We start from the raw sequence: 26,442 nt of genomic DNA on the forward strand, positions 1-26,442 counted from the left end.
CTCGCAGCGGCACCGGAGGCCCTCGCCGACCCTCGGAAGCGGTCCGCCGCCGTCGGCGCGTGCAGGGTGCCGAAGAGGCCGAGTCGCGATCCGTACCCTTCGCGAGGGTCGCGAAGGCCGTCACGGATGTGAGTATCGTCTCGTGCCGAGGTGTCCTGGACACTCCCAATCCTGGTCAGCGTGGCGCGAAGGTAACGACTCGGGTATTTATCCGTGTCCCCAAGTCGCCTAAATCCTGTTTGCTGCTAACAATGGTGAGAGAGCGGGAGCCGTCAACGCTTGACACTGTCAGGCCGGACCCGTTCCGGAGGAGGTGCAGGGATGTCCATCCACGGAGAATCCGAGGTCCTGCTCACGCCTGCCGAGGTAGCGAGCTTGTTCCGAGTCGATCCCAAAACGGTCACGCGTTGGGCAAAGGCTGGAAAGCTCTCGTCAATCCGCACTCTCGGTGGACACCGCCGGTACAAGGAGTCCGAGGTCCGAGCTCTGCTCGGTGCAGCGGCCGAGAGTGCCGACGACGCCGAGAAGTAGCCGGCGGTCGCTGGCAGGTAGAGGAGCAACGGCGCGCCGGGTGCTGTCCCCAGCTCAGCCCCGCGCGCGCCGGAGTGCCACGGCCACCACGGCCGTGCCCAGGATCAGCCCGACGGCCAGTCCCGCGAGAATCTTCGCGTTCCGGGCTCGTCGCTCGTCGGGCACAGCGTGCTTCTTGCCCGTGAGCAGGCCGGCCACCATGGAGCCGGCGTCGGCGGTGGCCTCGCGCGTGCTGTGTGCGAGGTGCGCTGCCTGGTAGCGCGGGCTCAGGCGGGTCGTGAGCTCGTCGATCGTGCTGCCCAGCTCGGCGCGCGTCCGGAGGACGTCCGCCTCGAGCGCCTCACGGCTCACCTGAGAGCGAGGGGGCATGCTCTTGCTGGAACCGTTCCCCCCGCTGCCGTGCGCAGTCGTGGGCGAGGGCTCGTCAGGGCCGCTCTGTGCCCCTGACCCCGGCTGATGTGCGCTCATCGGTGCATGCCCTCCTTGATGGTGCTGATGTCGTCCTTGACGCGCTGCACGGTCTCGGGCGGCGTCGAGGCCTTCTTGAGCAGCTTGACGCCCGCCAGGACGAGCCCTGCTGCCACGAGGAGCAGGAACACCCCGATCACCAGGGCTGAGAGCCACAGCGGCCATGCGGTGCCCAGGCCGAGGACCGCGGCCCAGATCAGGACGCCGACCGCGTAGAGCACGATCACCAGGGCCCCGATCACGAGGCCGGCCCCTATCCCCGATCGCTTTGCCTTCTCCGAGAGCTCCGCCTTGGCGAGCGCGATCTCAGCCCGCGCGAGGCGGGAGACCTGGTCGGTCAGCTGCTCGACGAGCTTGCCCAGCGACGCCGGCCGGTCGTCCGCCGGTGCATCCGTCACCTTGTACGTGCTCATGTGCCCTCCTGCAGGTCAGATGCCCCAACTCAACCCGGACTGCGGCCTACCGGCAATTCCTGGCGCTCGGAGCCGCTGGGACGAGGTGTCCTGAAGATTGCTATGCACAACGATGAGTATTGCGTGATGATTCTTCACCAGTGGTTGCGAAGGGGGTGAAGTGATCCTCTTCGACAAATGTGCGGCACGCCACAGACGATCGGGCGGAGCGCGCGCGGAGGAAAGCAAGAAACCTTCAGGGACCGCGTTCCCGGGATTTCTGCAGCGGCGTCGATCAGGTGGTCCGGTGTTCCTGTGGTCAGGCCGCCATCGGGGCGGAGGTCAGGGTCCCTGCGTCCGCACTGAGCTCGCACTCGACCCCGAGCGGGACGGGCACAGGGTTCTCCAGGTGCCCGAGCGGCAGCCCGGCGAGGACGGGCACCCGGAGCGATCCCAGTCGGTCGTGGAGCACGTCCAGGACGGTCCACCCACGGTCCTGGTAGTCCTCGAACCCCTCGAGTGCTCCGACCGCCACGCCCGTGATACCGGCGAGCGCGCCGGAGAGCAGCAGCTGGGTCAGAGCACGGTCGACCATCCCGAGACCGGCCGCCCTGTTGATCTCCAGCAGCAGGACATGGCCCTCGATGTCGTTGTCGACGACGCCGACGCCGCGGGCGAGCATCTCGAGATTTCCGCCGAACAGGGGTCCGGAGGCCGTGCCCGCGGTGGTGAGCTCGGCGCCGTGCTGGCGGCGGTCGGTCCGCACCGGTTCGCCACGCTCGCCGACCAGGAGCCGGTGGACGGCGTCCGCACGGGTGCCCGCCACGGCGCCATGGACAGACGGGACGCCGACCCGGTGCCACACCTGGTGCAGGGCCGTGATGTCGCTGAACCCGATGATCGGCTTCGGGTCCGCCCGGAGAGCGCCGGTGTCCACGTCAGCGATCAGCCGGAGGCTCCCGCAACCACCTCGCAGGCACAGGATCGCCCGGACCTCCGGGTCATGGATCGCGGCGTTGAGATCTGCGGCGCGCTCACGATCGCCGCCGGCCAGATACCCGAGCCGGTCGGTGGCGTGACGTCCGACGCGAGCCCTGAACCCCCACGACTCGACGGTCGCGATGCTTTCCGCCAGCCACGACTCGTCACTCCAGCTGGCCGGTGAGATGAGCGCGACCACATCGCCGGGTTCGAGCCTGCGTAGCCGAGCGGTGCCGGACCGTTGCTGGGGGAGTCGCGACATGCACGGGACGCTACCTGGTCAGCCGCTGACGACGCGCCGCACCAGGTGCTCGTGGGAAGCCTCCGTGCCGGCTCGCTCAACCGTCAGCTGGTCGTTGAGGACGTCACGGTCTCGCAGACGGCTATCGGGGTCGACGTGCTGACCGATCCCGAGGTGCGCTCCAAGCTGCACCAGGCGCTGGCCACGCTCGTCGAGTTCGAGCTGGAGACGGTCGCGGCCTGAACCGAACGTCTCGACGACGTCGGTGGGTGACCACCAGGTAGTTGTTCCCCGTCCCAGGCCCAGAGGGGGAACAACTACCTGGTCGGGGCCCGAAGGCCGCCGTGCTCACATGGAAGCCCTGGGAGTGACGAAGGGCCGCACCTCCCGAGGAGGTGCGGCCCTTCGGCAACTGGCGGGATTCCGCCGTTTCTGTTGTGGCTCCGACCGGCGTCGATCCGGTGACCTTTCGATTTTCAGGCGCTTCTCTATGGATCCTGCGGGCCTCGAATGGCTCCGTGGTGCCCAGCGGTTGTCCGATGGTGTCCAGCGTCGTAGGACTGTCTCCACCGTCGTGGACACCCAGTTAGACACTCAGTGCAGCACCGCGGAGAGGTGGTCCTGGACCATCGGAGCGAAGCCGTAGGGCACGTAGTCGGTGAACTCGTCCGGGGTGACCCAGGCGATGTCCGCGAGTTCGTCCGCGTCGGCGACGTAGGCGTTGCCGCTCACGACGTCGCACGCGACGTACCCCATGAGGCGCCCAGTGTTGGGGTGGACGCGCTCGCCGAGGAGCTTCACGGCCTCGACGGTGAGTCCCGCCTCTTCGGCCGTCTCGCGCACGGCCGCCTCTTCGAACGTCTCCCCCGGCTCGACGGCCCCGGCGGGGAACTGCCAAGAGAGGCTCCCCTCGGAGACACGGCGCTGCACGAGCAAGAGCCGTCCGTCCTGGACGATGATCGCTGCGGCGATGGCCGGCTTCTCGGTGGTCACGGTGTCAGACATGGGAGCCTCCCAGCGTTTCGAGGATTGGCGGGTACAGCGCGCCTTCGGGGATGAACTTGGTCAGGCTCGTGATCGGAGCCCAGGTGACGCTGGCGTTCTCCACGAGGTCACGATTCTCTGCCTCTCCGGCGAGGTAGTCACAGTGGAAATAGGCGCAGTAGACGCCGGTCACGGGGTGGAGCCGGGCGCCGATCTTGGTCCGGACGGTGCAGTGGATGCCGGTCTCGGCAAGCGTCTCGTGGACCGCGACGATGTCCGCCGAGGCCCCGGGCTTGACGATGCCGGCGGGGAACTGCCACGCGAGAGACGCACTGTCGCGCCTCTGGACGAGTAGCACCGAATCCCCCTTCTGAACGATCGCGATCGCGGCGTAGAGCTGGTGCGGCGCGTCGCTCGCCGACGGCGGTTCGGACATCGGCCGGGCGAGCGCTTCGAACCGCTGGCGTTCCCCGGCCGACGTCCTCTCGAGTGCGACGTCGAGGCGCTGTTGGATCTCGGGCCGCGGTGTGATGGCCGGGTTCGCGTGCCACCCGGCGACGGTTCGGGTGGCGACGTCGAGGTGAGCGGCGAAGTCCTCGTTGGACATGCGCAGGGCCGCCTGCAGGCGGGTGGCGTGCTCGCCGGTCCACGCCTCAATCACGGGCACGTCGGACACCCCCCGACCCTTGTTGCATCGGCCGTGCGCCGAGGTGCATCGGGACGACATCGGTGCTGCATCGCTGCGTCATAGATCCCCCTATCTGATCAGCGTTCGCTGGGCACATGCCGAACTACGAGCGCGAACGAACCTCCCGGGCAAGTTCCTGGACTGCCGCTTCGAGCGCTGCCACGCGCTCGGTGAGGTCGGAGTCCCCCGCCGGCGCCGCGCTCCAGTTCTCGCGCGGAGCGACGATCACGGCTCGACCCGGCTGGCCGATCGCGAGCCCATCGCTCTTCAAGGCTTTGGAGACGTCCCGGTGCACGGTCGCGGACACGCCGTGCAACTCCTGGAACTCGGAGGCCGAGGGAAGCCGCGAGCCCGGCTCCAACTCTCCGGCGCGGATGCGCCGCCGGTACTCGTCCAGCAGCTCTGCGCCGGTCTTCTTCCCGTCTGGGCTGGTCGACATCAGGGCACCACCTCTCTTCCTGCACCTAGTACACCAGCCAACCACAACACCTGACCAGCAATCTTGCTTCCCATCTTGACGCACTAGGTACACCTAGTACACGATGTTCATGGGTCGCCGACCGGCGGCCCCGAGTCCGAGAAGGAGTTGGTGTCATGTCGATCCACCCGATGCGCCGGCGGGGGGTGCTTGTCGCCGTTGGGGGCGGTGAGGACCTGCCTGGTGGCGACAAGGGCCCGTCTGCTGGCGACCTGGCGGCGATCGAGGGCGAGTGGCCCGTGATCGCTGCCGAGCTCGCTGTGGTCGAGGCGGAGTGCCGCCTTGCCGAGTCGCCCGATGAGCTGGCCGTGGCTGCGCACCGCCACGCGGTGCGCGCGCTGTCCGTCGTGGTGCGTACGTCCTCTGCGGCCCGCCGGGTCGCTCCGCTGTCCGTCCGCCTGTCCCGTATCGCCTGAAGGAGAACCGTCATGGTCACGATGTCCCTGTTCTTCGTCCTGCTGGTCGCCGTTGTCGTCGGTGTCTGGCTCAAGAAGCTCGACAACATGTCCCTGGTCCTGGGGATCCTGTTCGGGCTGTCCCTGGCTGCCACCACGTTCGGCGGGCCGATCCTGGACGCGTTCCAGCAGCTCCTCAACGGCCTGGTGTCCGGTGTCGCGTCTGTGGCAGGTGCCTGATGGGCGCCTCCGACGTGGCTGCGGACCTGCGCCGTCTCGCGGACCTGATCGAGTCCGGTCTGCTGAACGGTGCTCGTGCGGCGCCGTGTACGCGCTGGAGTGCGTGTGCGACGACGAGCCCGAGTGCGGCTGCGTGTGGCAGTCCGCTTACGACACCTGCTCCTGCGACGAGCGGTGCGCCTGCCACGGCGGCGACGAGAGTGCCGCCGCCGAGGGGAGGGCTGCCTGATGTCGATGCCGAATGATGACGAGCTGCGGGAGATGGTCTACGGCACCGACGAGCCGGGCCGTGAGGTCGAGGCCCGGGGCTCGGGTGTGGTGGACCTGTCCGAGGCGCGTCGTGCTCGCGGGCTGGACCAGGCTGTGGGCCTGGTCCAGCCCGAGGGTGGCGCCCTCGATGGCGAGGTCATCGACCCCGCCCCGGCGGACGCGGGCGTGGTGGAGGTCCCTGCGCCCCGGGTGATCGAGATGCGTGATGGGGACCGGCCGCGTCAGGTCATCCCGGACTGGTTGCGGTCGCGTTCGGAGCTGGTGACCACGTGCCGTCACTACGCGGCCCGTGCGGGTCACACGCTGGGGTTCCACGCGGTGCGTCTGCCTCTGTACGGGCTGCGCCTGGCGGCCCGTTCCCCGATCGGTGCGGGGCGTCTGGTGGCGGTGGCGTGGCGGTGGGTCGCGGACTCGGAGAGCGTCGAGGTCCGCCGGGCGCTGCTGGCCACGGCGTCGACGCCGGATGTGTACCTGCGGCTGGTCAAGGACCGTCGTGCGCTGGTGCGTCGTCGTGGCGCTGTGGTGGTGGGCGGGGCGGGTGCTGCCGGGCTCGGTGGGGCCGTCGTGCTGTCGTCGGCCCCGGACGTGGTCCAGGCCGGTGCGCTGGGCCTGGTGGTCGTCGCTCTCGGGCTGATGGGCCGTAGGGCTGACGGGCGGATCACGGACAACTCCGCGGTCTCGGCTCAGGTCCCGATGCTGGACCAGGGGCTGATCCGTGAGGCGCTGGCCGTGCTGGGGGTCGGGTCGCTGTCCTCGGTGGGTAAGGACCCGGCCGCGATCCGGTTCGTGACCCCGATCGTGCGTGACGGTGCCGGGTACCGGGCTGATCTGGACCTGCCGCCGGGTGCGACGGCGGGGCAGGTCGCTGAGAAGCGGTCCGAGCTCGCGTCCGGGCTGCGTCGCCCGCTGGGGTGCGTGTGGCCCGAGGGTGACCCCGACGCGCACGAGGGCCGTCTGGTCCTGTACGTGGGGGACAAGCCGCTGTCCCAGTCCAAGCCGGTGCCGTTCCCGCTGGCGAAGAAGGGCACTGCGAACGTGTTCGAGCCGATCCCGATCGGGGTCGACCAGCGTGGGCGCAAGGTCGAGGTCACCTTGATCTTCAACTCGGGGATCATCGCCGCCATCCCCCGCATGGGCAAGACGTTCACGCTGCGGCTGCTGCTCATCGCCGCCGCGCTGGACCCCCGTGTGGAGCTGCACGTGCACGACCTGCGCGGGGGTGCGGACCTGGCCCCGCTGGCCAAGGTCGCGCACTACTACCGCTCGGGGGACGACCCGACCGACATGGCCGCCCTCCTGGCGGACCTCAAGGCCCTGCACGCCGAGATGCTGCGCCGCCAGAAGGTCATCCGTACCCAGCTCGCCGGTGACCCGCGCTGCCCTGAGGGGAAGGTCACCGACGAGATCGCCAGCGACAAGTCCCTGGGCATGCACCCCATCCTCATCGCCTACGACGAGACCCAGATCATGTTCGAGGACGAGGACAAGGGCCGCGTGTTCCGCAAGCTCGTGGAGGACATCGTCCGCCGCGGGCCCGTGACCGGGATCATGGTCTGGCTCGCGACCCAGCGCCCGGACGCGACCTCGATCCCGTCCGCGATCTCCTCCAACGCGGGCCTGCGGTTCGCGCTGAAGGTCATGACCCACCACGTCAACGACATGGTCCTGGGGTCCGGGATGCACAAGGCCGGGTTCTCGGCCACGACGTTCGCGATCAAGGACAAGGGCATCGCCTGGCTCGCCGGGGAGGGCGAGGACCCCGTCATCGTCCGCAACCACTACATCGACGCCCCCGAGGCCGACACCATCGCCACCCGCGCCCGGGCCGCCCGACAGGCCACCGGACGCCTGACCGGCATGGCCGCCGGCGAGGAGCCCGCCGACACCGACCAGTCCACGATCCTGGACCACCTCCTGGCGGTCTGGCCCGGGGACGAACCGAAGGTCTGGTGCGACGACCTGGCCGACGCGCTGGCCGCGTCCAAGCCCGCCCTGTACGAGGGCTGGACCGCCCTGAACGTGTCGGCCGCGCTCAAGCCCCACGGCATCCGCCCGGGACAGCTCAACCGCCGCATCGACGGCAAGCAGACCAACAAGGCCGCCATCGTCCGCGCCCACGTCGTCGCCGAGCTCACCGGCGACGACGAGACCCAGGAGGACTGAGCCATGCCCTTCGACCCCAACGACCCCAACGAGTGCGAGGAGTGCGGCTGCTGGTGCGGCTACCACTACGAGTGGCGCTGCAACTGCGGCTGCCCCGACTGCGGCTGCGACACCGAGGAGGACTGACCATGACCAGCACGAGCTACCACGCCCGCACCACCCGCACCCTGACCGTCGAGGCCGAGGACGGCTTCCCGGACCTGTACACGACCCACCTGCGCGACGCGGTCCGTGAGGCCGACGCCGCCGGCGTCCCGGACCACGCATCGGTCCGCCTCGACGTGGCGCACGAGTTCACCCAGGTGGTCACGTTCACCTGGACCGACGAGGTCGCCCACCAGGACCAGGACGCGTCTGCGGTCCGGGACGACGGCGCCCGGCTCGCCGGTGACCTGCTCGAGGTGTGGCCGACCGGCCCGGACGGACCTGCCGAGAAGGTCTGGGCTGACGACCTGGCCGCCTGCCTGAACCGGCACGCCCGGGGCGCGTACGCCTGGTGGGACGGGCGAGAGCTGCTCGCCGCCGCTCGCCGCTACGGGCTCCCCGCGGTCCAGGTCAAGCGCAACGGCACGAACAAGCGCGGCCTGACCCACGCCGACATCGCCACCGCAGCCGGACAGGAGGGCTGACCGATGACCGCTCGTACCCGCCGGATCAACCCGGACACCCTGCCCGCCCTGATCGTGGCCGTCCTGCTCACCAGTCTCCTGGGCGCGGTGTCGTTCACCCTGTCCTACTCCGGACTGTCCGCCGTGGCCGAGTGGGCATCGGTCCCGGACCTGCTCGCCTGGACCGTGCCGGTCACGATCGACGCCTCGATCCTGGTCTACACGATCGCTGTGTTCATCTTCCGTGCCCGGGCCGAGCGCGGACCCCTGGCCACCGCGTGGACCTCCCTGATCGCCTTCACCGCCGTCTCGGTGACCGCGAACGCCGCCCACGCCTGGGACGCGTCCGCACTGTCCGACTGGCACGCGTGGGCTGGTGCCGCCATCGCGGGCCTGGCCCCCGTGTCCGTGCTCCTGACCACCCACACCCTCGCCGAGCTCATCGTGGCCCGCCCCGACCGCACCCCGGCCACGTCCGGCGCCTCCGTGTCCGCCCCGCTGTCCGCCGTGGCCACCGTCACGGCGGACAACCGCCCGGACAACCGGACGGACAGCCTCGCCCGTCCGGCTCTGTCCGCCGTCGCCGATGTCCGGCAGGTGTCCGCCGCCGTGTCCGGACAGCGGCCCGCTGTCCGGACCGACGCCCGGGCCGATGTCCGGGCCGATGTCCGGCCCAGCGTCCGGACGGACAAGGCCGCTGTCCGCCGCTCGGTCCGCCCGGCCGGACCGGCGGACACGGACAAGGCCACCGACAAGGCCGCCCGCCTCGCGATCGTGTCCGCGCTGCTGGACCAGAACCCCGACGCGGACTCCGCCGCCGCGCTCGCCGCCCTGACCGCCGCCGGGCACGAGGTCACCGACCGCACCGCCCGCCGCGACCTGGAGACCGTCCGCACCACCACCAGCGTCGCCGTGGCGCCCGCCTTCGAGGAGGTCACCGCATGAACACCCCCGCCGCCGGGCACGTCGAGGCGTTCGCCCTTGAGGTCCACCGCGCGTTCGTCAGCCCGTGCCGACGCCGCCCGCGCCACGGCCTGACCGTGCTGGTCGAGGTCTGCGAGGTCCGGCCCGGGACCTACCCAGCCCGCACCCGGACCAACCCCGCCGGCCACGTCCTCGCAGTGGTGGACCTCGACGTCACGGTCACGCGCCGCACCACCTGGCGGTGGTTCGGTCCCCGGACCGAACGCCCCTACACCCCCGCAGTGTCCCAGGTCGCCTGGTCCGCCACCGAGCTGGTCCACGACGCACCCGCCGTCTCCGACGACGACGGAACCCCCCTGGCGACATGGCGCCGCCTGCCCACCGACCAGACCCGACCGCCCCGGCCCACGACCCTCGAACGCTAGTAACACCCCGCCTAGCGCTAGTGACCGCACTAGCACCGCAAACCGCATGATTCCGCGGATGTAGGGGGCTAGGACCCCCGCGCCGCACCCCTCCAAACACCCCCTGAACCACCGCCCGGGGACCGGGCACGCGACTAGCACTAGCCCGGTCCCCAGGTCGGCCCATGCCAAAAACAGGCCCGCCACGCACCCGGAAGGAGACCGCCATGACACCCGCCGAGCTCGCCGCCTACGAGTCCGGACTCATGCACGGCATCGACCTGGGCCGCCGCCAGGTCGAGGAGGAGGACGCCGCCCGGTGGGCCGAGCTGCGCCGAATGACCCGCCAGATCGGCACGTCGTACTCCGAGCTGTGCGAGCGCCGCGCCCGCACCGCCCAGGAGCGCGGCCACCACGACACCGCCGCCGTCGAGCGCGCCCGCGCCGCCCTCCAGGACGCGATCGCCCGCCGCAACGGCCTGTCGCCCCTGCACACCGCACCCGCCGCTTCCACCCGCACCGCTGCTGCCTGAGAGGACCACCAGACCATGAGCACCCACCTGCGCCCCATCGCCCGGGCCGCCCGCGCCGCCTACACCCGCCCCGGGAGCACGATCCTGTTCGAGCGTCGCCACCCCGCGCGGCGCGCGTACTGGACCGCCGTTGCCCGCCGCGCCCTGACCGCCGCGCTCGACCTGACCGAGCTCACCAGCGTCCTGGCCGCCCACCAGATCACCCTTCCGCTGGACAACTGCTCGTGCGGCGCGGCCTGGTTCATGGACTACCGCACCCACACCGCCCACCAGGCCACCGCCCTGCTCGCCCACGTCCTGGGCGAGACCGGCCACGACGTCGAGGCCGACCGGTGAGCGCCCGCGCACTGCTCGCCCTCGCCGTCGCCACGGTCCGCCGCCGCGTCCCGGCCGCCGCGGTGGGTCCGGCCTGCCAGGTCCGGGAACTGGTCTGGGACGTGTGGGACGACGACCTCCAGGACGGGATCCACCACCTCGAGGAGCCGTGCGGCGACCCCGCCGTGGCCCTGGTCCACACCTACTGCACCGACTGCGGCCACGACTCCACCGAGCACGCGTGCGCCGACCACGCCGGCTACCTCCTGCCCGGCCCCCACACGCCCGAGTTCGACGCCGCCTGCCCCGCCTGCGGCTACCTCGCCCACTACACCGTCCGCCCCGCCACGAAGGAGACGAACCGATGAGCACGCTGACCGTGACCGAGAACTTCTGCCCCGTGTGCTTGGGCCACCCGTGCATGTGCACGATCGGCAGGACGCTGCCCGGCTCGTGGGGCGGCCCGGCCGCGCCCGCCGCGACCGGGACCGCGCTGACGATGACGGACCTGTTCTGCGGTGCCGGGGGTTCCTCGACCGGTGCGGTGTCGGTCCCGGGGGTCACGGTCCGCCTGGCCGCGAACCACTGGGACCTCGCGATCGAGACCCACAACCGCAACCACCCCGACACCGACCACCTCCAGGCCGACATCTCCAACACCGACCCCCGCTTCGTCCCGCCCACGGACATCCTGTGGGCCTCGCCCTCGTGCACGAACCACTCCCGGGCCAAGGGCCGCAAGACCCACCGCCAGCCCGACCTGTTCGGCGACGTCCTGCCCGACGAGGCCACCGAACGGTCCCGGGCGACGATGTGGGACGTCGTGCGGTTCGCCGAGCAGCACGACTACCGCGCCGTGATCGTGGAGAACGTCGTCGAGGTCGCCGACTGGAGCTCACCCACGGGCATCCGTGGCGGCCTGTTCCAGGCCTGGCTCACCGCCATGGCCTCGATGAACTACCGGCACCGCATCATCTCGCTGAACTCGATGCACGCCCAGGCCGGTGGGCTGCCCGCGCCGCAGTCCCGCGACCGGGTCTACGTCGTGTTCTGGAAGGCAGGGGAGAGGGCCCCCGACTTCGAGCACATGATCCGCCCGCGCGCGTACTGCCCGACCTGTGACGAGGTCGTCCACGCACGCCAGTGGTGGAAGACCGGCGACGGGCAGTCCCGTCCTGGTCGGTACCGGTCGCAGTACCTCTACCGGTGCCCCAACACCCGCTGCCGCAACCAGGTGGTCGAGCCGGCGTGGCTGCCCGCCGCGTCGATCATCGACTGGACCATCCCCGCCCAGCGGATCGGGGACCGCGCCAAGCCCCTGGCGGAGAAGACCCGTCGCCGGATCGCCGCCGGGATCGCCCGCTACTGGGCACCGTTCCACCTGGAGGCCGGCGGGAACACCTACGACGCCGCCGACCCCAAGCACGCCTCCCACGGCGACCCCAACGCCTACTACCGCGCCTGGTCCACGGGCGATGTGCTGCGGACCCTGCACACCATCGAGTCCAAGGCCCTGGCCGTGCCCGTGGAGGGACGCGACGGCAAGACCGCCCAGACGCTCGGTGGTCCGCTGCGGACCCAGACCACCCGCCTGGAGACCGCCCTGGCGTTCATCGCCGAGCTGCGCGGCGGAGGCTCCACCGCCCGCCCCACGGCCGACCCCCTCGCGACCATCACTGCGTCGGGCAACCACCACGGCCTCGTGGTCCCGTACTACGGCAACGGCAACCCCCGCCCGTCGAGCGACGCCCTGTCGACGGTGACGACTGTGGACCGTCACGGGCTCCTGGTCCCCGCGGGCGGCACCTGGAACGACGACGCCCGGCCCACGGCCGAAGCGCTGCGCACCCTCCAGACCCGCGACGCGTACGCCCTGGTCATGCGGAACAACTCCGGTGGCGCGGAGATGACGACCCCGGCTCTCGAGCCGCTGCGCACGCTGACCACCGCGGGCCACCAGTCGGTCCTCACGCCCGGGGACATCGAGGCCGCCCAGGCCCGGGTGGACGACTGCCTGTTTCGGATGCTGGAGCCCACCGAGGTCAAGCGCGGCATGGCCTTCCCCGACCGGTACGTCATGGTCGGCAACCGCCGCGAGCAAGTGAAGCTCGCCGGCAACGCCGTGACCCCGCCCGCCGCCCGCGACCTGGTCGCCACCGTCGCCGCCGCCATCACCGGCGAGGACCACACCACCTACCAGCCCGCCCACCTGGCCGCCGCCGCGTGAGCGTCCGACCCGAGGAGAAGACCATGACCACCACCACGGGAACCATCACCTCACTGGTTCAGCCCGAGCCTGCCGAGGACGGGGCCGCGCTGCTGGACCAGGTCCGTGCGGCCCTGGCCAGGTACGTGATCCTGCCCGACGAGCACTCCATGACCAGCGTCGTGCTGTGGATCGCCGCCACGCACGCCCTGCCCGCGTGGGCGCACGCCGCCCGCCTGGTCATCCGCGCCCCGGAGAAGCGGTGCGGCAAGTCCCGCCTGCTCGACCTTGTCGAGGCCACCAGCCACAACCCGCTCATCTCCGTGAACGCCTCGCCGTCGGCCGCGTACCGGTCGATCGCCGAAGCACCGTCGGACCCGCCCACGATCCTGCTGGACGAGGCCGACACGATCTTCGGTCCCAAGGCCGGGGACAACGAGGACCTGCGCGGGCTGCTCAACGCCGGCCACCAGCGCAACCGCCCCGCCCTGCGCTACGACGCCGGAACCCGCAAGGTCGAACGCCTCGCCACGTTCGCCATGGCCGCCCTCGCCGGGATCGGTGCGATGCCCGACACGATCGAGGACCGGGCCGTGGTCATCCGGATGCGCCGCCGCGCCCCCGGGGAGACCGTCGCCCCCTACCGCACCCGCCGCGACGCCCCCGCGTTCGACCAGCTCCGCGCCCGCCTGCACCGCTGGATCCGCGCCCACATGGACGAGCTCGCCGCCGCCGTCCCGGCCATGCCCGTCGAGGACCGCGCCGCCGACACCTGGGAACCCCTGATCGCCGTGGCCGACCTCGCCGGTGGGCACTGGCCCGACGACGCCCGCGCCGCCGCCCTGGCCCTGACCGAGACCCGCGACGCGAACGCCAAGGAGTCCACCCAGTCCCGCCTGCTGGCCGACTGCCGCAACGCGTTCGGCGACGCCGAGGCCCTGCCCTCCTCCGTCCTGGTGGACCGCCTGCGCCTGGACTCCGAGGCCCCGTGGCAGACCTACGGCAAGACCGGTCTGACCGTGCGCCAGTTCGCCGACCTGCTGCGCGAGTTCGACATCAACTCCCAGAACATCTCGTTCCCGACCGGCCGCGCCAAGGGGTACCGCCGCACCGACTTCACCGACGCCTGGGCCCGCTACTGCCCGCCCGACACCGAGTAACCGACGCCGGGGGTGCCGTACGCGCCGTACAGCCGTACAGCACCACCCAAAACCCCAGGTCACAGCACGTATCGGGGTGTACGGATCGTCAAAAACGAGCCGTACACGATCCGTACACCCCCGACCCGTGCCGTACAGCCGTACACCTGCCGTACAACCCGAAAACCACACCTGACCAGCACGAACGCGCCCGCCTGTACGGCTGTACGGCGCGTACGGCACCCGTACCCCTGCATGTCCAAGCAGCGCCGAAAGGAACCACGATGAGCACCACCAAGCAGGTGTCGTCCCCGCCGCGGGGAGCACCCATCGTCGTCGTCCCGGTCGTCTACCGCGTCGAGGAGGCAGCCGAGGCGCTGCGGATCTCGCGCGCCACCATCTACGAGCTGATCCGGTCCGGGAACCTCCGCACCGTGAAGCTCGGCGGGCGCCGGCTGGTCCCGGTCGCCGCAGTGTCCGAGTACGTCGAGGCCCTTGGGAGGGCAGCATGAGCGACACCACCGAGACGAAGAAGCGTCGGCCCCGAGGTGAGGGCGCGCTGCACTGGGACGAGTCCCGTCAGCGCTGGATAGCCGTGATGACGGTCGGCTACGACGGACGGGGGAAGCGCATCGTCCGGAAGGGCTCCGGCAAGACCGAGACCGCCGCGCTGCGCGAGATGCGGAAGCGGGTGAAGGAGTACGAGGACGGTCTCTCGGTCGAGGCTTCCCGCTACACCGTCGAAGCTGCGGTCCAGGACTGGCTGAGCTTCGGCCAGGGCAAGGCCAGTGACGAGACGTGGACGGGTTACCGCTTCATCTGCGAGCGGCACCTGATCCCGGCGCTCGGCAAGCGGCGTCTGAAGGACCTGACCGCACCCGAGGTCGACAAGTGGCTGAAGGACCTCACGCCGTCGCTCGGTACGTCGTCGCTCAAGCAGCTGCACATGTGCCTCAACCGCTCGGTGAAGCGTGCCCTCGCCCGAGGTATGGCCGGGCGGAACGTGGTGGAGCTCTGTGACGTCCCCACGGGCAGGAAGGGCCGCCGGTCGAAGTCACTCACCGAGGAACAGGTGTGGGCTGTGCTCCGAGAGGCGAAGGGCGACCCGATCTACCCGTACATCGTGGTGTCGGTCCTGACCGGTCTCCGCACCGAGGAGGTGCGGGCGCTGCGCTGGGACCACGTGGACCTCGATGGCGACCCCATGGCCACGCCGCCGGTTCCGCCCCACGTGATGGTCTGGCGCTCCGAGCGGGTCGGTGGGGACACGAAGACCGAGAAGTCCCGGCGGACCCTCGCCCTGCCTGCTGTGGTGGTCGAGGCGCTTCGGCTGCACCGCACCCGGCAGGCCGCTCGTGACGTGAAGGTGGGCAAGCGCTGGGACCCGGACGGCCTCGTCTTCGGGACCAGGAACGGGACGCCGATGAACGCGCGGAACGTGGCGCGCGACTTCCGCCGGGCGCTCGCCAAGGTCGCCGGTATCAACCCCGCTGAGTGGACGCCGCGCGAACTACGCCACTCGTTCGTCTCCGTCATGTCCAAGAAGTCGGTGCCGATCGAGGAGGTCTCGCGGCTGGTGGGGCACAGCGGAACGGCCGTCACAGAGATGATCTACCGGCACGAGCTGCGGCCGGTGATCCAGACCGGCGCCACCGCGATGGACCAGATCTTCCCGGCTGACGAGGTCGGCGTGGGATGGATCATGGAACCGCTCTTCGGCGTCGCGCCGAACGGCGCAGGAGGCGGCGCGGAAAGCGCGTAGACACCCAGTTAGCCACCCAGGCTCTTGGGATGACGAAGGGCCGCACCTCGTAAGGAGGTGCGGCCCTTCGCAAACTGGCGGGATTCCGCCGTATTTTGTTGTGGCTCCGACCGGCGTCGATCCGGTGACCTTTCGATTTTCAGTCGAACGCTCTACCAACTGAGCTACAGAGCCCTGACGCGAATGCCCGGTCGTCCTGATGGACGTACCGGGCGCTTCTCGCGCGACCCTGACGGGACTTGAACCCGCGACCTCCGCCGTGACAGGGCGGCGCGCTAACCAACTGCGCTACAGGGCCTTGAACGTTTACCCGCGTCCGGGGGTCTCGCTGTGAACCGTGAGAATCCTAACCCACGAGGCGCCAGAACCTGAAATCGGCTCCTGACCTGCGTGGACGGGCTCCTCAGGAGCGGCTTCCAACGGGACCAGCGTACCCCCAACGGGATTCGAACCCGTGCTACCGCCGTGAAAGGGCGGGGTCCTAGGCCGCTAGACGATGGGGGCTGGGACGCGAGAAGTCTACAGGCCCTCCGGGTACACCAAGAGGACCCGGCGCACGGCGCCGTCCGGGATGATGGTCCGGTGGTGGAGATGACGCGCGAGGAGTTCGAGCAGGCCGTCGGCGACGGCCTCGACCTGGTCCCGGAGGACCTGGCCGCCCAGATGGACAACGTGGTGGTCCTCGTGGAGGACGACGCGCCGGAGGACGACCCGCACCTGCTCGGCCTGTACGAGGGGGTGCCGCTGACGGAGCGGGACCTGGGCTGGGCGGCAGGCTCCCTGCCGGACCGCATCACCATCTTCCGGAACCCCACGCTCGCCGTCTGCGAGACGCGGGAGGAAGTGGTGGAGGAGGTCGCCGTCACCGTCATCCATGAGATCGCCCACCACTTCGGGATCGACGACGACCGTCTCCACGAGCTCGGCTGGGCCTGAGCCGCGAGGGGCACGCGGAGAGGCCGAGGTGACGAACCCACCTCGGCCTCTCCTGTGGCGGAAACGTCAGCCGCCGAACTCCCAGTGCCACGCCTCGGGCTTGTTGCCCCCGGGGCGAGCCCAGTCCGGGTTGTTCCACCCGAATGACGGGGCGTTCGCACGCATCCAGCCGTACTCGGCGGTGCCGAAGCTCTGCACGCCGCCCGAGAGGTCGATGGCGACACCGAGCCCGTGGTTCGACGTCCCCGGCACGGCGGCCAGGTACCCCTTGGAGGCCTTGGTGGCCACCTGCGAGGCGTACGAGCGGTACGTGTCGTTCACGGCCAGGTCGCGTCCGAACCGGGCCTTGAAGGCGATGTTCAGCTTCTCGAGCTGAGCGGTGGCGTCGCAGCGGAGCTGCTCGCCGCCGGCGAACGACAGGCCGCACAGGAGGTTCCCCGGGATCTGACCGTTCGGGTACCCGGCGGTCGCCGCGGCGAGCTGGGCGAGGCGTGCCGCCTCGGCCCGGGCCAGTGCCGCCTGCTTCGCCGCGGCGGCTGCGGCGACGGCTGCCTGCTTGGCCGCGATCTCCTCCGGCGTCGGCGGCGCCGGGACCACGGTGACCGCTGCGGACGGGGCCGCAGCGAGGAGGCTCTGCAGCGCGGCTGTCGCCTCCTGGATGGTGACGACGGTCTGTGCGGCCGCCTCGGCCGCGCCCGACGTCGCCTCGGTCGCCTCAGCGGGAGCGGCCTCAGCCTCTTCCGACGTCGCCGGCTCTGCCGCCTGCGGGCCGAGCACCGGCTGGGGCTCCAGGTCGGTCTCTGCCGGGACGGTCAGCGAGTCGACGAGGGGGTTGTCGACGAGGATCGCCGTGGCGAGGTCGGACAGCGCGGCGTCCCCCTGGGCCTTCCCCGGCGTTGCAGCCGCGGCCGGAGCTGCACCTGCGGCCTCGGCCGGGAGTGCTGCGGCGCCGTCAGCCAGGGCCTGGGCGGGCAGCGGCTCGCGCTCCGAGGCGCGGGACGCGGTGCCCGTCGTGCGGTCGGTCGGGGCCTCGGCCTCCGCCTTGGCGGCAGGCGTTGCCGCCGGAGCCGCCGTCGTGTCTGTCACGAGCTGGTGCAGCGCGGTCGCCGCCTCGGCGATCTTGACCCGCTCCGCCTCCGCGACGGCCAGCTGGCTGGTGATGTTGTGGGCGTGGTGGAGCGTGCCGGTGGCCTGCTGTACCGCCTTGGCGACCTCAGGGCTCAGCGGTGCCGCCGTCGCCGCTGGGGTGGCGGCCGGCGTGGTGGCGGCGAGGGGCGTGCCGGCCGAGGCCTGCTGCTCCGGGGCGGCCGCGCCGAGGCTGGCCGCTGCCGTGGTGGTCAGTGCCATCGTCGTCAGTGCCGCTGCGACGGCGAGCATGGACCGACGGCCGAGGTGGTGGTTGTGGGTTTCCTGCTGGGGAGCGACGCTCCCGCGGCGGACAGGGCTCAGGTGGAGCCGGGTCCTCGCGGTGAGCCGCCCCATCAAGGGACCTCCGGGCGCTGGGGGGCAGCGGTTCCGACGGCGATGCCGAGGTTGTGCAAGGTCACGCGTGTCTTCCGTTCGTGCACCGGTCAACGGCCCGTGAAGGCATGCGACATCGTGAGGGGTGTACCCCTCGGGGGGACGGTGTCGTGTGCTCCGGTGCTTGTCCGGCCACAGCGCGCACCCGCGGGGGAACGGGGGCCATGGCTCGTGCGCCGAGGGCTCGGGGGCGATAGGCCGGGACCGGGCTGCCTGCAGCGGCGACTCTCCATGGTGCACAGGGAAACTGGTCGGACCTCAACCGTTTTCGCCAGGGTTCTCCACGGGGACCGGGGAGGTGCTGTGCCGCCGAAGTGAAGAAGGGACGGAGTTGCACGAGTTGAACGACCGTCCAATAGGAACGCTCCCACAGCCGCAGCTGGTCCGCATCCTGAGATCGGGAGTCCCGCGCCACCGCCCTCGGGAGGCTCTCGCGGCCGGCGCGTCGTTCACTGCAAGCATGAGCCACCAGCCCGTCACCGTGTCGATCCACCGCGTCGTGAGCCCCGACCGCGTGCCCGAGGTGACGGCCTGGGTGCAGACGGGCGTCCAGCTCGCCAACCGCTGGGACGGGTTTCTCGGCTCGGGGTGGATCCGCGCCGCAGAGGGGTCGAGCGACTGGTACATGCTCTACCGCTTCGCCGACGAGCAGCGGCTCGAGGCCTGGGAGGGTTCCGCGGAGCGTCGCGGCTGGCTGGCGGAGGGCCAGGGCCTGGTCGAGGAGCGCCGGACCGAACGGCGGACCGGGATCGAGGGCTGGTTCGATGCGCCCACCCGCACCGACGAGCCGACGGCAGCGGGTACGGAGGTTCCGCCCCGGTGGAAGCAGGCGACGGGCATCTGGCTCGGCTTCTTCCCCGTGAACCTGGTCTTCACCCTGCTGGCGACGCGGTTCGTCCCCGGCTGGGAGGACTGGGACCTCGCGCTCCGGGTCCTGATCTCCACCTTGGTGCTCACGCCGGTGATGGCCTACTGGGTGCTGCCCTGGGTCACGCGCCGGATCCACGGCTGGCTGCACGCGCCACGCCGCTGACGCGACGCGCCATCCAGCCCTCGCCCTGTGTCCGGAGTGGTGGTAGATAGGTGGATATGAGCCGTCGCCACGGAATCGTGCCGCCCTACCTCCTCGAGCAGATCACACAGGCTGCGAACCAGGGGCTGCTCGTCGAGCCCCAGGTCGCCGACGACAGCCGCCGCACGCTCGCTCTCGACGCCACCTTCCGCTCGTCGCGCGCTCAGGCGCTCGAGGCGGGGCCAGGACCCCGGCCCCAGGCTCTCGGCGAGGAGACCGCGGAAGGCGGGGCGGACGACGTCGGGCAGCGATGGACCGTGCACGACGCCGACAACCAGACCCGCCTGCCCGGGCGGGCCGTGCGGGACGAGACGGACGCGGACGAGTCCGGCGACGTCTCCGTCGACGAGGCCTGGGCAGGCGTGGAGGCCACGCTCGCGATGCTGACCGAGGTGTTCGGGCGGTCGTCGTACGACGACGCCGGCGCGCGCGTGCTGGCGACGGTGCACTACGGGCGCAACTACGACAACGCGTTCTGGGACGGGAAGCAGCTCGTGTTCGGCGACGGGGACGGCCGCGTCTTCGAGCGCTTCACCAAGCCGGTCGACGTGCTCGCGCACGAGCTGGGCCACGCCGTCACCGAGCACCTGGCCGGGCTGGTCTACCAGGGCCAGCCGGGCGCGCTGAACGAGTCGATGTCCGACGTCGTCGGCGCCTGCCTCAAGCAGCGGGTCCTCGGGCAGACGGCCGAGGAGGGCGACTGGCTGATCGGCGAGGGCCTGTTCCGGCCCGAGATCGACGCCCGTGCCCTCCGCGACATGGCCAACCCGGGCACGGCCTACGACGACCCCGCGCTGGGGCGCGACCCCCAGCCCGACCACATGGACCGCTACGTCGAGACCGACCGCGACAACGGCGGCGTCCACATCAACTCGGGCATCCCCAACCGCGCGTTCCACCTCGCGGCGACGGCCGTCGGCGGGTCGTCGGCCGAGGGCGCCGGCCGGATCTGGATCGAGGCCCTCGGGCAGGTGGGTCCGCGCGCCGACTTCGCCGCCTTCGCGGCGGCCACCGTCGCGGCGGCCGGGGAGCACGCGGACGCGGTGCGGGAGGCCTGGTCGGGCGTGGGTGTCGAGGTGCCCGACGACGGCGGGGCCGCCCCGGGCGGCGAGGTCGAGCCGGGTGCGGGGACGGGCGTGCCGCTGGAGCCCGGCGCCGAGGCGGAGCGCGGCGCTGTGGTGGTACGGCGGTCGGGAGGTATCACGGGGATCACGCTCGAGGGGGTGCTCTACCTCGACGACGACGGCGACCCCCGGACGCCCGAGGTCCGCGTGCTGGTGCACCGGATCAACTTCCGCGCGGTGGCGCACGATCTCGGCGGCGAGCCCTCGCACCCCGACGCCTTCCTCTACACGTTCCTGTGCGACGGGGAGCGGGCCGACGTGCCCGAGCAGCACGTCACCCCGGACCTGCACCGGCTCGCGGAGCTGGTGCTGTTCGAGCAGTCCTGACGCCGGCGAGCCAGCCCGCCAGGTGGTCGGGCCGGTCGGTGATGATGGCGTCCACGGCCGGGCCGCCCCCCGCTCCGCACAGGGCCGCCCAGGCGGCCGGGTCGTTCTCCGTCCACACCATGACGCGCAGCCCGGCCGCCTGGAGGCGGGCGACGAGGCCCGGGTCGGTCGCGACCATGCGGGCCGACGGGTTGCACGCCACCACGCCCAGCCCCGCGCACACGGCGAGGAGCCCTCCCGGCTCGTAGGCGACCAGGAGCCCGCGCGGGAGGTGCGGCGCGGCGTCGCGGAGGGCCGCGACCGTGTCCGGCCAGAAGCTCTGCACCAGGACGCGCTCCGCGAAGCCCGCGGCAACGATGGCCTCGGTGAGCGATCGGACGGCGTCGGGCGGCCAGGTGTCCTTGAGCTCGAGCAGCAGGTCGGTGCGGGGGTGGCGGGCAAGGAGCGCGAGGACGTCGTCGAACGTCGGCACGCGCTGGCCCGCGAACGCCGGCGAGAACCAGGCGCCGGCGTCCAGCTCCCGGAGGCGCTCCGCGCTCAGCGCGGCGACCAGGCCGGTGCCGTCGGTGGTCGCGTCGACGGAGTCGTCGTGCAGCACGAGCGGCACGCCGTCGGCGCTGAGCCGCACGTCGATCTCCACGGCGTCGGCGCCCGCGCGGCACGCGGCCTCGAGGGCGGCGAGCGTGTTCTGCGGGGCCACCGACGAGTTCCCACGGTGCGCGACGACGGCCGGGGTGGCGGCCGGTGACAGGAGCCGGGTCGTTCGCGGGGCGGTCAGGGGCGGCAGACCGGTCGCGTGCCGCCCCGCCCGGGCGTGCGCGCGATGACTTGTCACCAGAGCGAGCCAGCCGAGGCGCGGGCGGCGGCTCCTCTGCGGGGTCCGAGGGGCGGTGGCCGGATGCGTGGGGGCGAGGGCGGGTGCTGGTGAGGCGGCCATGGCGGGGGCTCCGTGGGTGCGGTTGTCGCCCTCACGCTAGGTCTCGGTCGTCGGCCTTCCTAGCGTTTGCCGCGGTGTTCCGCGAGAGTTCCGGCGGAGTTCACGTCGCGGTCAGCCGCCGAGCCGGCCTGCCAGCCATCCCGCGAGGCGGTCCGGCCGGTCGGTGATGATCGCGTCGACGCCGGTGCCGCCGTCGGTCCCGAGGAGGGCCGCCCACTCCTCGGGCTCGTCCGCCGTCCACACCATGACGCGCAGGCCCTGGGCGTGGAGCCGGGCGACGAGGTCGGCGTCCGGGTCGGTCGCCATCGCGACCGACGGGTTGCAGCACACCACCCCCAGGTCCCCGGCGAGCGCGACGGCCTCGGGATGCTCCTCGGACACGAGGAGCCCTCGTGGCAGGTGCGGTGCGGCGTCGCGCAGCGCCGCCACGGTGTCCGGCCAGAAGCTCTGCACCACGACACGGTCCGCGAGCCCGGCCTCGTCGACGGCGGTGGTGACCAGCGCCGCCTCGGGGACGGTCCAGGCGTCCTTGAGCTCGAGGAGCAGGTCCGTGCCGGGGTGGGCCGCGACAAAGGCGAGGACCTCGCTCAGCGTCGGGATGCGTTCGCCGGCGTGGTGCGACGAGAACCACGAACCGGCGTCGAGCGCGCGCAGCTCGGCCAGGGTCAGGTCCGCGACGGCCCCGCTGCCGTCGGTGGTGGAGTCGACGGTGTCGTCGTGGATCACCACGACGACACCGTCAGCGCTGAGCTGGACGTCGATCTCGATCGCGCCGGCGCCCGCCCGCCACGCGGCGTCGAGCGCCGCGACCGTGTTCTGCGGGGCCAGCGACGAGTTGCCGCGGTGCGCGACGACCACCGGCCGACGGCGCGGGCCGGCAACCGGGTCGGCGGGGGTGAGGGGGGCCGGGAGAAGGGTCGTCACAGGGGCACTCCAGGTCGTCGCCGACGGGCCGGGACAGGCCCGGGCCCAGCCTGTCACGGCCGGCGGGCTGGACGCGCGATTCCAGATTCCCAGCCCAGGATGGTTTCATTTCCGCATGATCCTGCGCTCTCGTCGGGCCGCCGCCCGCGGCCCTGCCGCCGTCGTCACATCCGGCCTCGCGCTGGCCCTCCTGCTCGCCGGGTGCACCGCAGAGGGCGGGCCGGAGGCCGGGGCGAGCGCGACGCCGTCGGGCAGCGCGAGCGCCTCGGGCGAGCCGGCCGACGAGGCCACCGACGGGCCGATGGACGCCACCCAGGCGTGCGCCGCGATGTTCGTCTCCGGCGAGGAGCAGCTCGACGACGAGGTGGCGTCCGCCCTGCTCGACGTGAGCAAGGACGGCCTGGGCTCGGGCAACGCCGACCGGATGCACGCGCTCGGGCTGCGGCTCGGCCGGCTCGAGAACCGGGTTCCTGCCGAGTTCCAGGAGCCGCTCCAGAAGATCCGCGTGCCCTTCCTCCAGGTCCAGGAGAGCCTCGACGCCATGGACGGAGGCGACATCCAGCTCGACATCGGCTCCGCCACGGACGGACTCAAGGAGTACACGGCGCTCTGCTCATGATCGCGGCGGTCCTCAGCCCCCGACGTCGGACCGCGCGGCCGCCACGGTGTCGGCGAGGGCATCGCGCGGGTCGACGAAGCCGGCCGTGACGTTCGCTGCCCCGGCGCGCGCGACCCGTGCCACGTACGCGCCGTGGTTCCGGTACCGGCTGTCCAGCTCCTCCGCGGTGAGCGGCCGGTGGCTGCCGAACAGCAGGCAGAACGACGCCCCGGAGTTCACGCCGGTGTCGACCGACGTCGGCACGCTCACCTGCGAGAGGCGGATCCCGCCCACGGCGTGCCCGAGGCCGTCGCGGACCACCTGACCGCCGGACATCTCGATGGGCGGCGCGTGCGGCGGCTCGACGCCGTCGACCCACGCGGCCAGGTGCCCGTAGGCCCGCGTGGTGACGTGGTGCATCGGTACCCGGCTGAACGGCGGGGCCGTGCACGTGTACTCGGTGGCGCCGCCCAGGTCGCGCTCCGAGATCGACCGGCGGTACTCCTGCCCGGCCCAGCCCGAGTGGGCGGCGCCCGCGACCTCCCAGCGGCGGTAGCCGGCGTCGTCGGGCCGCGTGGACGGGAAGAGGCGCACGTCCGTCTCCGACTGCAGGTGGAAGACCGGCTCGTCGCCCGCCCGGGTGGGCGCGTTGCCGACGACGAACGCATAGCCGTCGAACACCGGGTCCGTCTGCGGGAGGATCCGGTCGTAGTAGACGACCATCCTGCCCGCGGACTGGGAGGCGCCGATGGCGAGGACGGTCTCCGCGGGGACGGCGGGGACCGCACGCCCGTCGACTGCCCGGGCGGCGTCCGCGAAGATCTCGTACGACAGCTCGTCCGCGCTGAAGGCACCCCCGCCGGTGACGTCGAGCGCCCCGTAGCGGGCCGGGCTCCACCGGCGCAGGTGCTCGACGCCGACGCGCTGCGCCGACACCCCGACCCACGTGTAGCCGTCGCGCGTGAGCTGCTCGGTGTTCCACAGCGCGTCCAGGTCGTACCCCGCGGTCACGTTCTGCCACTCCATGAGCACGACGCCGTTGCTGTGGCGCGGCTTCGCAGGCCGCCGCACCACGATCCGCGTCGAGTACGGGACGTCCTGGGTGAGGCGCGTGCCGTCGGGGGCCCAGGCGTCGGCCCGGCCTGAGAGGACGAACTCCTCCTCGACGTACCCGGCGGCCGCCAGGTCGTCGTCGGTGGAGAAAAAGGGGTAGGTGTCGGCCAGGTCGGGCGAGAGGGGATCGCCGGGAGCGGTGCCGGGTAGCGGGCCGACGACGATGGGGGTGTCGTGGGTGCTGGCGCTCGCGGCGCGGGCCGGGGTGACGGCTGCCGGGGTCGAGGCTGCGGGGGTCGAGGCTGCTGGGGCGGCGGCGAGGAGGCTCGCTGCGAGGGCGATCCCCAGGCCCGCCGCAAGGCGGCGGCGGACTGCGGACGGGACTGCGGGCGGACGGAGGTGGAGCATGAGGACTCCTTCCCGCGGCGTCGTCGTCGAGGCCGCGCATCGGTGTCCTTGCAGCCAAACGGGGTTCGGGTGGTGGCCGCATCGGCAGGATCACCGGGGTCCGCGGTGGGGACCGCCGCGACCAGGCGATCGTGCACCGTATCGGGCCTGATTCGCGGCACGATCGCCTGGTCGTGGGCGCAGCGTGGCTGTCCGCGGTGGTGTGAAGGTGGGCCCCCCGGGGCTCGAACCCGGAACCTACGGATTAAAAGTCCGCAGCTCTGCCAATTGAGCTAGAGGCCCGCACGCCGGGCATCCCCGGTGCGACGACGCCCCAGCCTACGCGGCACGGAAGGGTTCCGGGGATCGTCCGCACCTCGGGCGGTCGGAGCGCGGTCGGAGCGCGATCGGCAGTTCGGATGATCGGCAACCCGGGCTGCCGATCATCCGACGAACTGCCGATCACGGGCGAGCGGGGCCAAACGCCACAAGACGCGACCGGCGGGGCACCCTAAGCCCGCCCCGCGGCCGCTGTCATGCGCTGTCCCACCCACCGAGAGATATCGGCCAGATTGCGTCTCATGCTTGCGACACGGCCCCGGAGTTGGTTCGGTGGACGGGTCCACGGAAACCAACGAGAGGAGCCGCTCGTGCTCACCGTGACCGACAACGCCCGTACGGCCGTGCAGGATCTCGCCCAGCAGGCCGGCGTTCCGGCCGAGGGTGGGCTGCGCATCGCGCAGGCCGCCGACCAGCCGGGCAATTTCGAGCTCGCGCTCGTGCCGGCTCCGCAGCCGAACGACCAGGTTGTGGACTCGGGTGCTACCCACGTGTTCGTCGAGGCGGAAGCCGCCCCGGCGCTGGACGCCCTCACGCTCGACGCCGACCCGGCCGCACAGGGTCCGGGCTTCGTGCTCACACCTCAGCAGGCCTGAGCTCACCGGCGCTCCGGCGCCGGACGTACGACGACGGCGGGTCGCCTCCTCGAGGCGGCCCGCCGTCGCGTCCGGAGACGCCCCCGCAACAGGAGCGACTACAGCGCGACCCCGAGGATCCAGGCGCCGCCGAGCAGCAGCGACCCGACCGTCACGACGAGGAACAGACCCACCCACAGCAGCCCGGGCACGGCGGTGAGGCGGGCGAGCTGGTCGGCGTCGGACGTGCGCGCCTGACCGCGGGCGCGCTGCGTCTGCAGCTCCAGCACGGGCCGGACGGCCCCGAGGAGCAGGAACCACGTCACGGCGTACGCGACGGCGCTCTGCACGTGCGGTTCCAGGACCCATGAGACGAAGACCAGCGCGGTCCCCGAGACGAGGATCGACCAGAGGCCGAACCAGTTCCGGATCTGCAGGAGCAGGAGCGCCAGCAGGAGGACGAGCAGCCACAGCAGGCCGACGGCGTAGCCCTGGCGCAGCAGCCATGCCGCCCCGAGGCCGATGAGGCCGGGCCCCACGTACCCGGCGAACGCGGTGGCCACCATGCCGGGCCCGCGCGGCCGTCCGCGCGAGACGGTGAGCCCTGACGTGTCGGAGTGCAGGCGGATGCCCTCGAGGCGCCGCCCGGTGACGAGCGCGCCGAAGGCGTGGGCGCCCTCGTGGGCGATCGTGATGACGTGGCGGGTCATGCGCCACACAGGAGAGAGCAGCACCACCACGAGGGCGATCCCGGCCATGGCCAGGACCACCGTCTGCTGGGGTGCGGGCACGGACGTGGTCGCGCTCGTCCAGATGGTGGCGAGCACGTCGCCCACGGACGCGAGACCGCCGGCAAATCCGTCAGCGGTCTCGGTCACGCCGGTCTGGACGTTCGTCGGGCTGGCAGCCGAAGTCATGCGGGCCATC

At 71.8% G+C, this 26,442-nt stretch carries 32 protein-coding genes and 4 tRNA genes; 21 read left to right on the forward strand and 15 right to left on the reverse strand.

All coding sequences use genetic code 11. The features are described from left to right. The first annotated feature begins 321 nt into the window (after nt 1-321). A complete protein-coding gene (locus D1350_RS00870; RefSeq protein ID WP_125772947.1) occupies nt 322-531 on the forward strand; it encodes a BldC family transcriptional regulator in 210 nt (69 codons plus the stop codon). A gap of 54 nt (nt 532-585) precedes the next feature. On the opposite strand, the gene D1350_RS00875 is transcribed toward D1350_RS00870, so the two are convergent. The 3 genes from D1350_RS00875 to D1350_RS00885 form a co-directional block, all read right to left on the reverse strand. After that, complete coding sequence (locus D1350_RS00875) at nt 586-900, reverse strand: DUF3618 domain-containing protein (protein WP_125772949.1); 315 nt, start codon at nt 898-900, stop codon at nt 586-588. Nucleotides 901-995: 95 nt separating this feature from the next. Further along, nucleotides 996-1,412: a phage holin family protein gene (locus D1350_RS00880; protein WP_125772951.1), complete on the reverse strand. Its 417-nt coding sequence runs from the start codon at nt 1,410-1,412 to the stop codon at nt 996-998. A gap of 298 nt (nt 1,413-1,710) precedes the next feature. Further along, a complete protein-coding gene (locus D1350_RS00885) occupies nt 1,711-2,634 on the reverse strand; it encodes a S66 peptidase family protein (RefSeq protein ID WP_125772953.1) in 924 nt (307 codons plus the stop codon). Between the two features lie 51 nt (nt 2,635-2,685). On the opposite strand from D1350_RS00885, the gene D1350_RS23520 reads away from it, so the two are divergent. Further along, nucleotides 2,686-2,856 (forward strand): hypothetical protein, encoded by a 171-nt coding sequence (locus D1350_RS23520; protein WP_164544982.1) that lies wholly within the window; start codon nt 2,686-2,688, stop codon nt 2,854-2,856. Nucleotides 2,857-3,207: 351 nt separating this feature from the next. Here D1350_RS23520 and D1350_RS00890 read toward each other — a convergent pair whose 3' ends face one another. From D1350_RS00890 to D1350_RS00900, 3 genes are all read right to left on the reverse strand, one after another. Further along, nucleotides 3,208-3,618, reverse strand: a complete 411-nt coding sequence (locus tag D1350_RS00890; RefSeq protein WP_125772955.1) for an NUDIX hydrolase — start codon at nt 3,616-3,618, stop codon at nt 3,208-3,210. Then, nucleotides 3,611-4,273 carry an NUDIX hydrolase gene (locus D1350_RS00895; protein WP_206074376.1) on the reverse strand — a complete coding sequence of 221 codons (663 nt, stop codon included), beginning with the start codon at nt 4,271-4,273 and terminating at the stop codon, nt 3,611-3,613. The genes D1350_RS00890 and D1350_RS00895 overlap by 8 nt, the downstream gene beginning before the upstream one ends. 115 nt (nt 4,274-4,388) lie before the next feature. Further along, nucleotides 4,389-4,724 (reverse strand): GntR family transcriptional regulator, encoded by a 336-nt coding sequence (locus D1350_RS00900; RefSeq protein WP_125772957.1) that lies wholly within the window; start codon nt 4,722-4,724, stop codon nt 4,389-4,391. Between the two features lie 155 nt (nt 4,725-4,879). Here D1350_RS00900 and D1350_RS00905 point away from each other — a divergent pair, with 155 nt between their 5' ends. The 14 genes from D1350_RS00905 (at nt 4,880) to D1350_RS00965 (ending at nt 15,722) form a co-directional block, all read left to right on the forward strand. Continuing rightward, nucleotides 4,880-5,179 carry a DUF6284 family protein gene (locus tag D1350_RS00905; RefSeq protein WP_125772959.1) on the forward strand — a complete coding sequence of 100 codons (300 nt, stop codon included), beginning with the start codon at nt 4,880-4,882 and terminating at the stop codon, nt 5,177-5,179. Nucleotides 5,180-5,191: 12 nt separating this feature from the next. Continuing rightward, a complete protein-coding gene (locus tag D1350_RS00910) occupies nt 5,192-5,398 on the forward strand; it encodes a hypothetical protein (RefSeq protein ID WP_125772961.1) in 207 nt (68 codons plus the stop codon). 228 nt (nt 5,399-5,626) lie between these two features. Beyond that, nucleotides 5,627-7,831, forward strand: coding sequence for an FtsK/SpoIIIE domain-containing protein (locus D1350_RS00915; protein ID WP_125772964.1), 2,205 nt, complete (start codon nt 5,627-5,629; stop codon nt 7,829-7,831). A 3-nt stretch (nt 7,832-7,834) separates the two neighbouring features. Further along, the gene (locus D1350_RS24695; RefSeq protein WP_276313689.1) at nt 7,835-7,957 is read left to right on the forward strand and encodes a hypothetical protein; all 123 of its coding nucleotides are present in this window, start codon (nt 7,835-7,837) and stop codon (nt 7,955-7,957) included. Between the two features lie 2 nt (nt 7,958-7,959). Then, nucleotides 7,960-8,460 (forward strand): hypothetical protein, encoded by a 501-nt coding sequence (locus tag D1350_RS00920; RefSeq protein ID WP_125772966.1) that lies wholly within the window; start codon nt 7,960-7,962, stop codon nt 8,458-8,460. A gap of 3 nt (nt 8,461-8,463) precedes the next feature. After that, nucleotides 8,464-9,384, forward strand: a complete 921-nt coding sequence (locus D1350_RS00925; protein ID WP_125772968.1) for a DUF2637 domain-containing protein — start codon at nt 8,464-8,466, stop codon at nt 9,382-9,384. After that, on the forward strand, nt 9,381-9,788 hold the full coding sequence (locus D1350_RS00930) for a hypothetical protein (RefSeq protein WP_125772970.1): 408 nt from the start codon (nt 9,381-9,383) through the stop codon (nt 9,786-9,788). The genes D1350_RS00925 and D1350_RS00930 overlap by 4 nt, the downstream gene beginning before the upstream one ends. Before the next feature lie 206 nt (nt 9,789-9,994). Then, nucleotides 9,995-10,300 carry a hypothetical protein gene (locus D1350_RS00935; protein ID WP_125772972.1) on the forward strand — a complete coding sequence of 102 codons (306 nt, stop codon included), beginning with the start codon at nt 9,995-9,997 and terminating at the stop codon, nt 10,298-10,300. A 15-nt stretch (nt 10,301-10,315) separates the two neighbouring features. Further along, the gene (locus tag D1350_RS00940) at nt 10,316-10,636 is read left to right on the forward strand and encodes a hypothetical protein (RefSeq protein WP_125772974.1); all 321 of its coding nucleotides are present in this window, start codon (nt 10,316-10,318) and stop codon (nt 10,634-10,636) included. Continuing rightward, a complete protein-coding gene (locus D1350_RS00945; protein ID WP_125772976.1) occupies nt 10,633-10,983 on the forward strand; it encodes a hypothetical protein in 351 nt (116 codons plus the stop codon). Before D1350_RS00940 ends, D1350_RS00945 begins: the two co-directional genes overlap by 4 nt. Next, nucleotides 10,980-12,842 (forward strand): DNA cytosine methyltransferase, encoded by a 1,863-nt coding sequence (locus tag D1350_RS00950; protein ID WP_240643795.1) that lies wholly within the window; start codon nt 10,980-10,982, stop codon nt 12,840-12,842. Before D1350_RS00945 ends, D1350_RS00950 begins: the two co-directional genes overlap by 4 nt. A gap of 23 nt (nt 12,843-12,865) precedes the next feature. Continuing rightward, nucleotides 12,866-13,981, forward strand: coding sequence for a DUF3631 domain-containing protein (locus D1350_RS00955; protein ID WP_125772978.1), 1,116 nt, complete (start codon nt 12,866-12,868; stop codon nt 13,979-13,981). Nucleotides 13,982-14,244: 263 nt separating this feature from the next. Next, nucleotides 14,245-14,472 carry a helix-turn-helix domain-containing protein gene (locus tag D1350_RS00960; RefSeq protein ID WP_125772980.1) on the forward strand — a complete coding sequence of 76 codons (228 nt, stop codon included), beginning with the start codon at nt 14,245-14,247 and terminating at the stop codon, nt 14,470-14,472. Then, entirely contained in the window at nt 14,469-15,722 is a 1,254-nt protein-coding gene (locus D1350_RS00965) for a site-specific integrase (RefSeq protein ID WP_125772982.1), read from the forward strand. The genes D1350_RS00960 and D1350_RS00965 overlap by 4 nt, the downstream gene beginning before the upstream one ends. A 101-nt stretch (nt 15,723-15,823) precedes the next feature. On the opposite strand, the gene D1350_RS00970 is transcribed toward D1350_RS00965, so the two are convergent. The 3 genes from D1350_RS00970 to D1350_RS00980 form a co-directional block, all read right to left on the reverse strand. Then, nucleotides 15,824-15,896 (reverse strand) — tRNA-Phe (locus tag D1350_RS00970). A 50-nt stretch (nt 15,897-15,946) separates the two neighbouring features. Further along, a tRNA-Asp gene (locus D1350_RS00975) sits at nt 15,947-16,020 on the reverse strand. A 133-nt stretch (nt 16,021-16,153) separates the two neighbouring features. Beyond that, nucleotides 16,154-16,226, reverse strand: a tRNA-Glu gene (locus D1350_RS00980). Nucleotides 16,227-16,313: 87 nt separating this feature from the next. On the opposite strand from D1350_RS00980, the gene D1350_RS00985 reads away from it, so the two are divergent. Beyond that, nucleotides 16,314-16,658 carry a metallopeptidase family protein gene (locus D1350_RS00985; protein WP_125773906.1) on the forward strand — a complete coding sequence of 115 codons (345 nt, stop codon included), beginning with the start codon at nt 16,314-16,316 and terminating at the stop codon, nt 16,656-16,658. A gap of 66 nt (nt 16,659-16,724) precedes the next feature. On the opposite strand, the gene D1350_RS00990 is transcribed toward D1350_RS00985, so the two are convergent. Further along, nucleotides 16,725-18,035, reverse strand: a complete 1,311-nt coding sequence (locus tag D1350_RS00990; RefSeq protein WP_125772984.1) for a M15 family metallopeptidase — start codon at nt 18,033-18,035, stop codon at nt 16,725-16,727. A gap of 604 nt (nt 18,036-18,639) precedes the next feature. Between D1350_RS00990 and D1350_RS00995 the strand changes: the two genes are divergently transcribed. Together D1350_RS00995 and D1350_RS01000 are read left to right on the forward strand one after the other, a co-directional pair. Further along, on the forward strand, nt 18,640-19,212 hold the full coding sequence (locus D1350_RS00995; RefSeq protein WP_125772986.1) for an antibiotic biosynthesis monooxygenase: 573 nt from the start codon (nt 18,640-18,642) through the stop codon (nt 19,210-19,212). A 56-nt stretch (nt 19,213-19,268) separates the two neighbouring features. Beyond that, nucleotides 19,269-20,702, forward strand: a complete 1,434-nt coding sequence (locus D1350_RS01000; protein ID WP_125772988.1) for a M4 family metallopeptidase — start codon at nt 19,269-19,271, stop codon at nt 20,700-20,702. On the opposite strand, the gene D1350_RS01005 is transcribed toward D1350_RS01000, so the two are convergent. Both D1350_RS01005 and D1350_RS01010 read right to left on the reverse strand, forming a co-directional pair. Continuing rightward, nucleotides 20,650-21,537 carry a glycerophosphodiester phosphodiesterase gene (locus D1350_RS01005; protein WP_276313690.1) on the reverse strand — a complete coding sequence of 296 codons (888 nt, stop codon included), beginning with the start codon at nt 21,535-21,537 and terminating at the stop codon, nt 20,650-20,652. The genes D1350_RS01000 and D1350_RS01005 overlap by 53 nt on opposite strands. A 213-nt stretch (nt 21,538-21,750) precedes the next feature. Then, a complete protein-coding gene (locus D1350_RS01010; RefSeq protein ID WP_240643797.1) occupies nt 21,751-22,563 on the reverse strand; it encodes a glycerophosphodiester phosphodiesterase in 813 nt (270 codons plus the stop codon). Nucleotides 22,564-22,678: 115 nt separating this feature from the next. Here D1350_RS01010 and D1350_RS01015 point away from each other — a divergent pair, with 115 nt between their 5' ends. Beyond that, nucleotides 22,679-23,182, forward strand: coding sequence for a hypothetical protein (locus D1350_RS01015; protein ID WP_125772992.1), 504 nt, complete (start codon nt 22,679-22,681; stop codon nt 23,180-23,182). Nucleotides 23,183-23,194: 12 nt separating this feature from the next. Here D1350_RS01015 and D1350_RS01020 read toward each other — a convergent pair whose 3' ends face one another. Continuing rightward, nucleotides 23,195-24,622, reverse strand: coding sequence for an alpha/beta hydrolase domain-containing protein (locus D1350_RS01020; protein ID WP_206074377.1), 1,428 nt, complete (start codon nt 24,620-24,622; stop codon nt 23,195-23,197). A 209-nt stretch (nt 24,623-24,831) separates the two neighbouring features. Continuing rightward, nucleotides 24,832-24,904: transfer RNA gene (locus D1350_RS01025), tRNA-Lys, on the reverse strand. Nucleotides 24,905-25,251: 347 nt separating this feature from the next. Here D1350_RS01025 and D1350_RS01030 point away from each other — a divergent pair. Beyond that, nucleotides 25,252-25,536 carry an iron-sulfur cluster biosynthesis family protein gene (locus D1350_RS01030; RefSeq protein ID WP_125772994.1) on the forward strand — a complete coding sequence of 95 codons (285 nt, stop codon included), beginning with the start codon at nt 25,252-25,254 and terminating at the stop codon, nt 25,534-25,536. A gap of 98 nt (nt 25,537-25,634) precedes the next feature. On the opposite strand, the gene D1350_RS01035 is transcribed toward D1350_RS01030, so the two are convergent. After that, a complete protein-coding gene (locus D1350_RS01035; protein ID WP_420807788.1) occupies nt 25,635-26,432 on the reverse strand; it encodes a M50 family metallopeptidase in 798 nt (265 codons plus the stop codon). Nucleotides 26,433-26,442 lie beyond the last annotated feature (10 nt).

Origin of the sequence: Antribacter gilvus (genome assembly GCF_003946865.1) — a bacterium.
Lineage (GTDB): Bacteria > Actinomycetota > Actinomycetes > Actinomycetales > Cellulomonadaceae > Antribacter > Antribacter gilvus.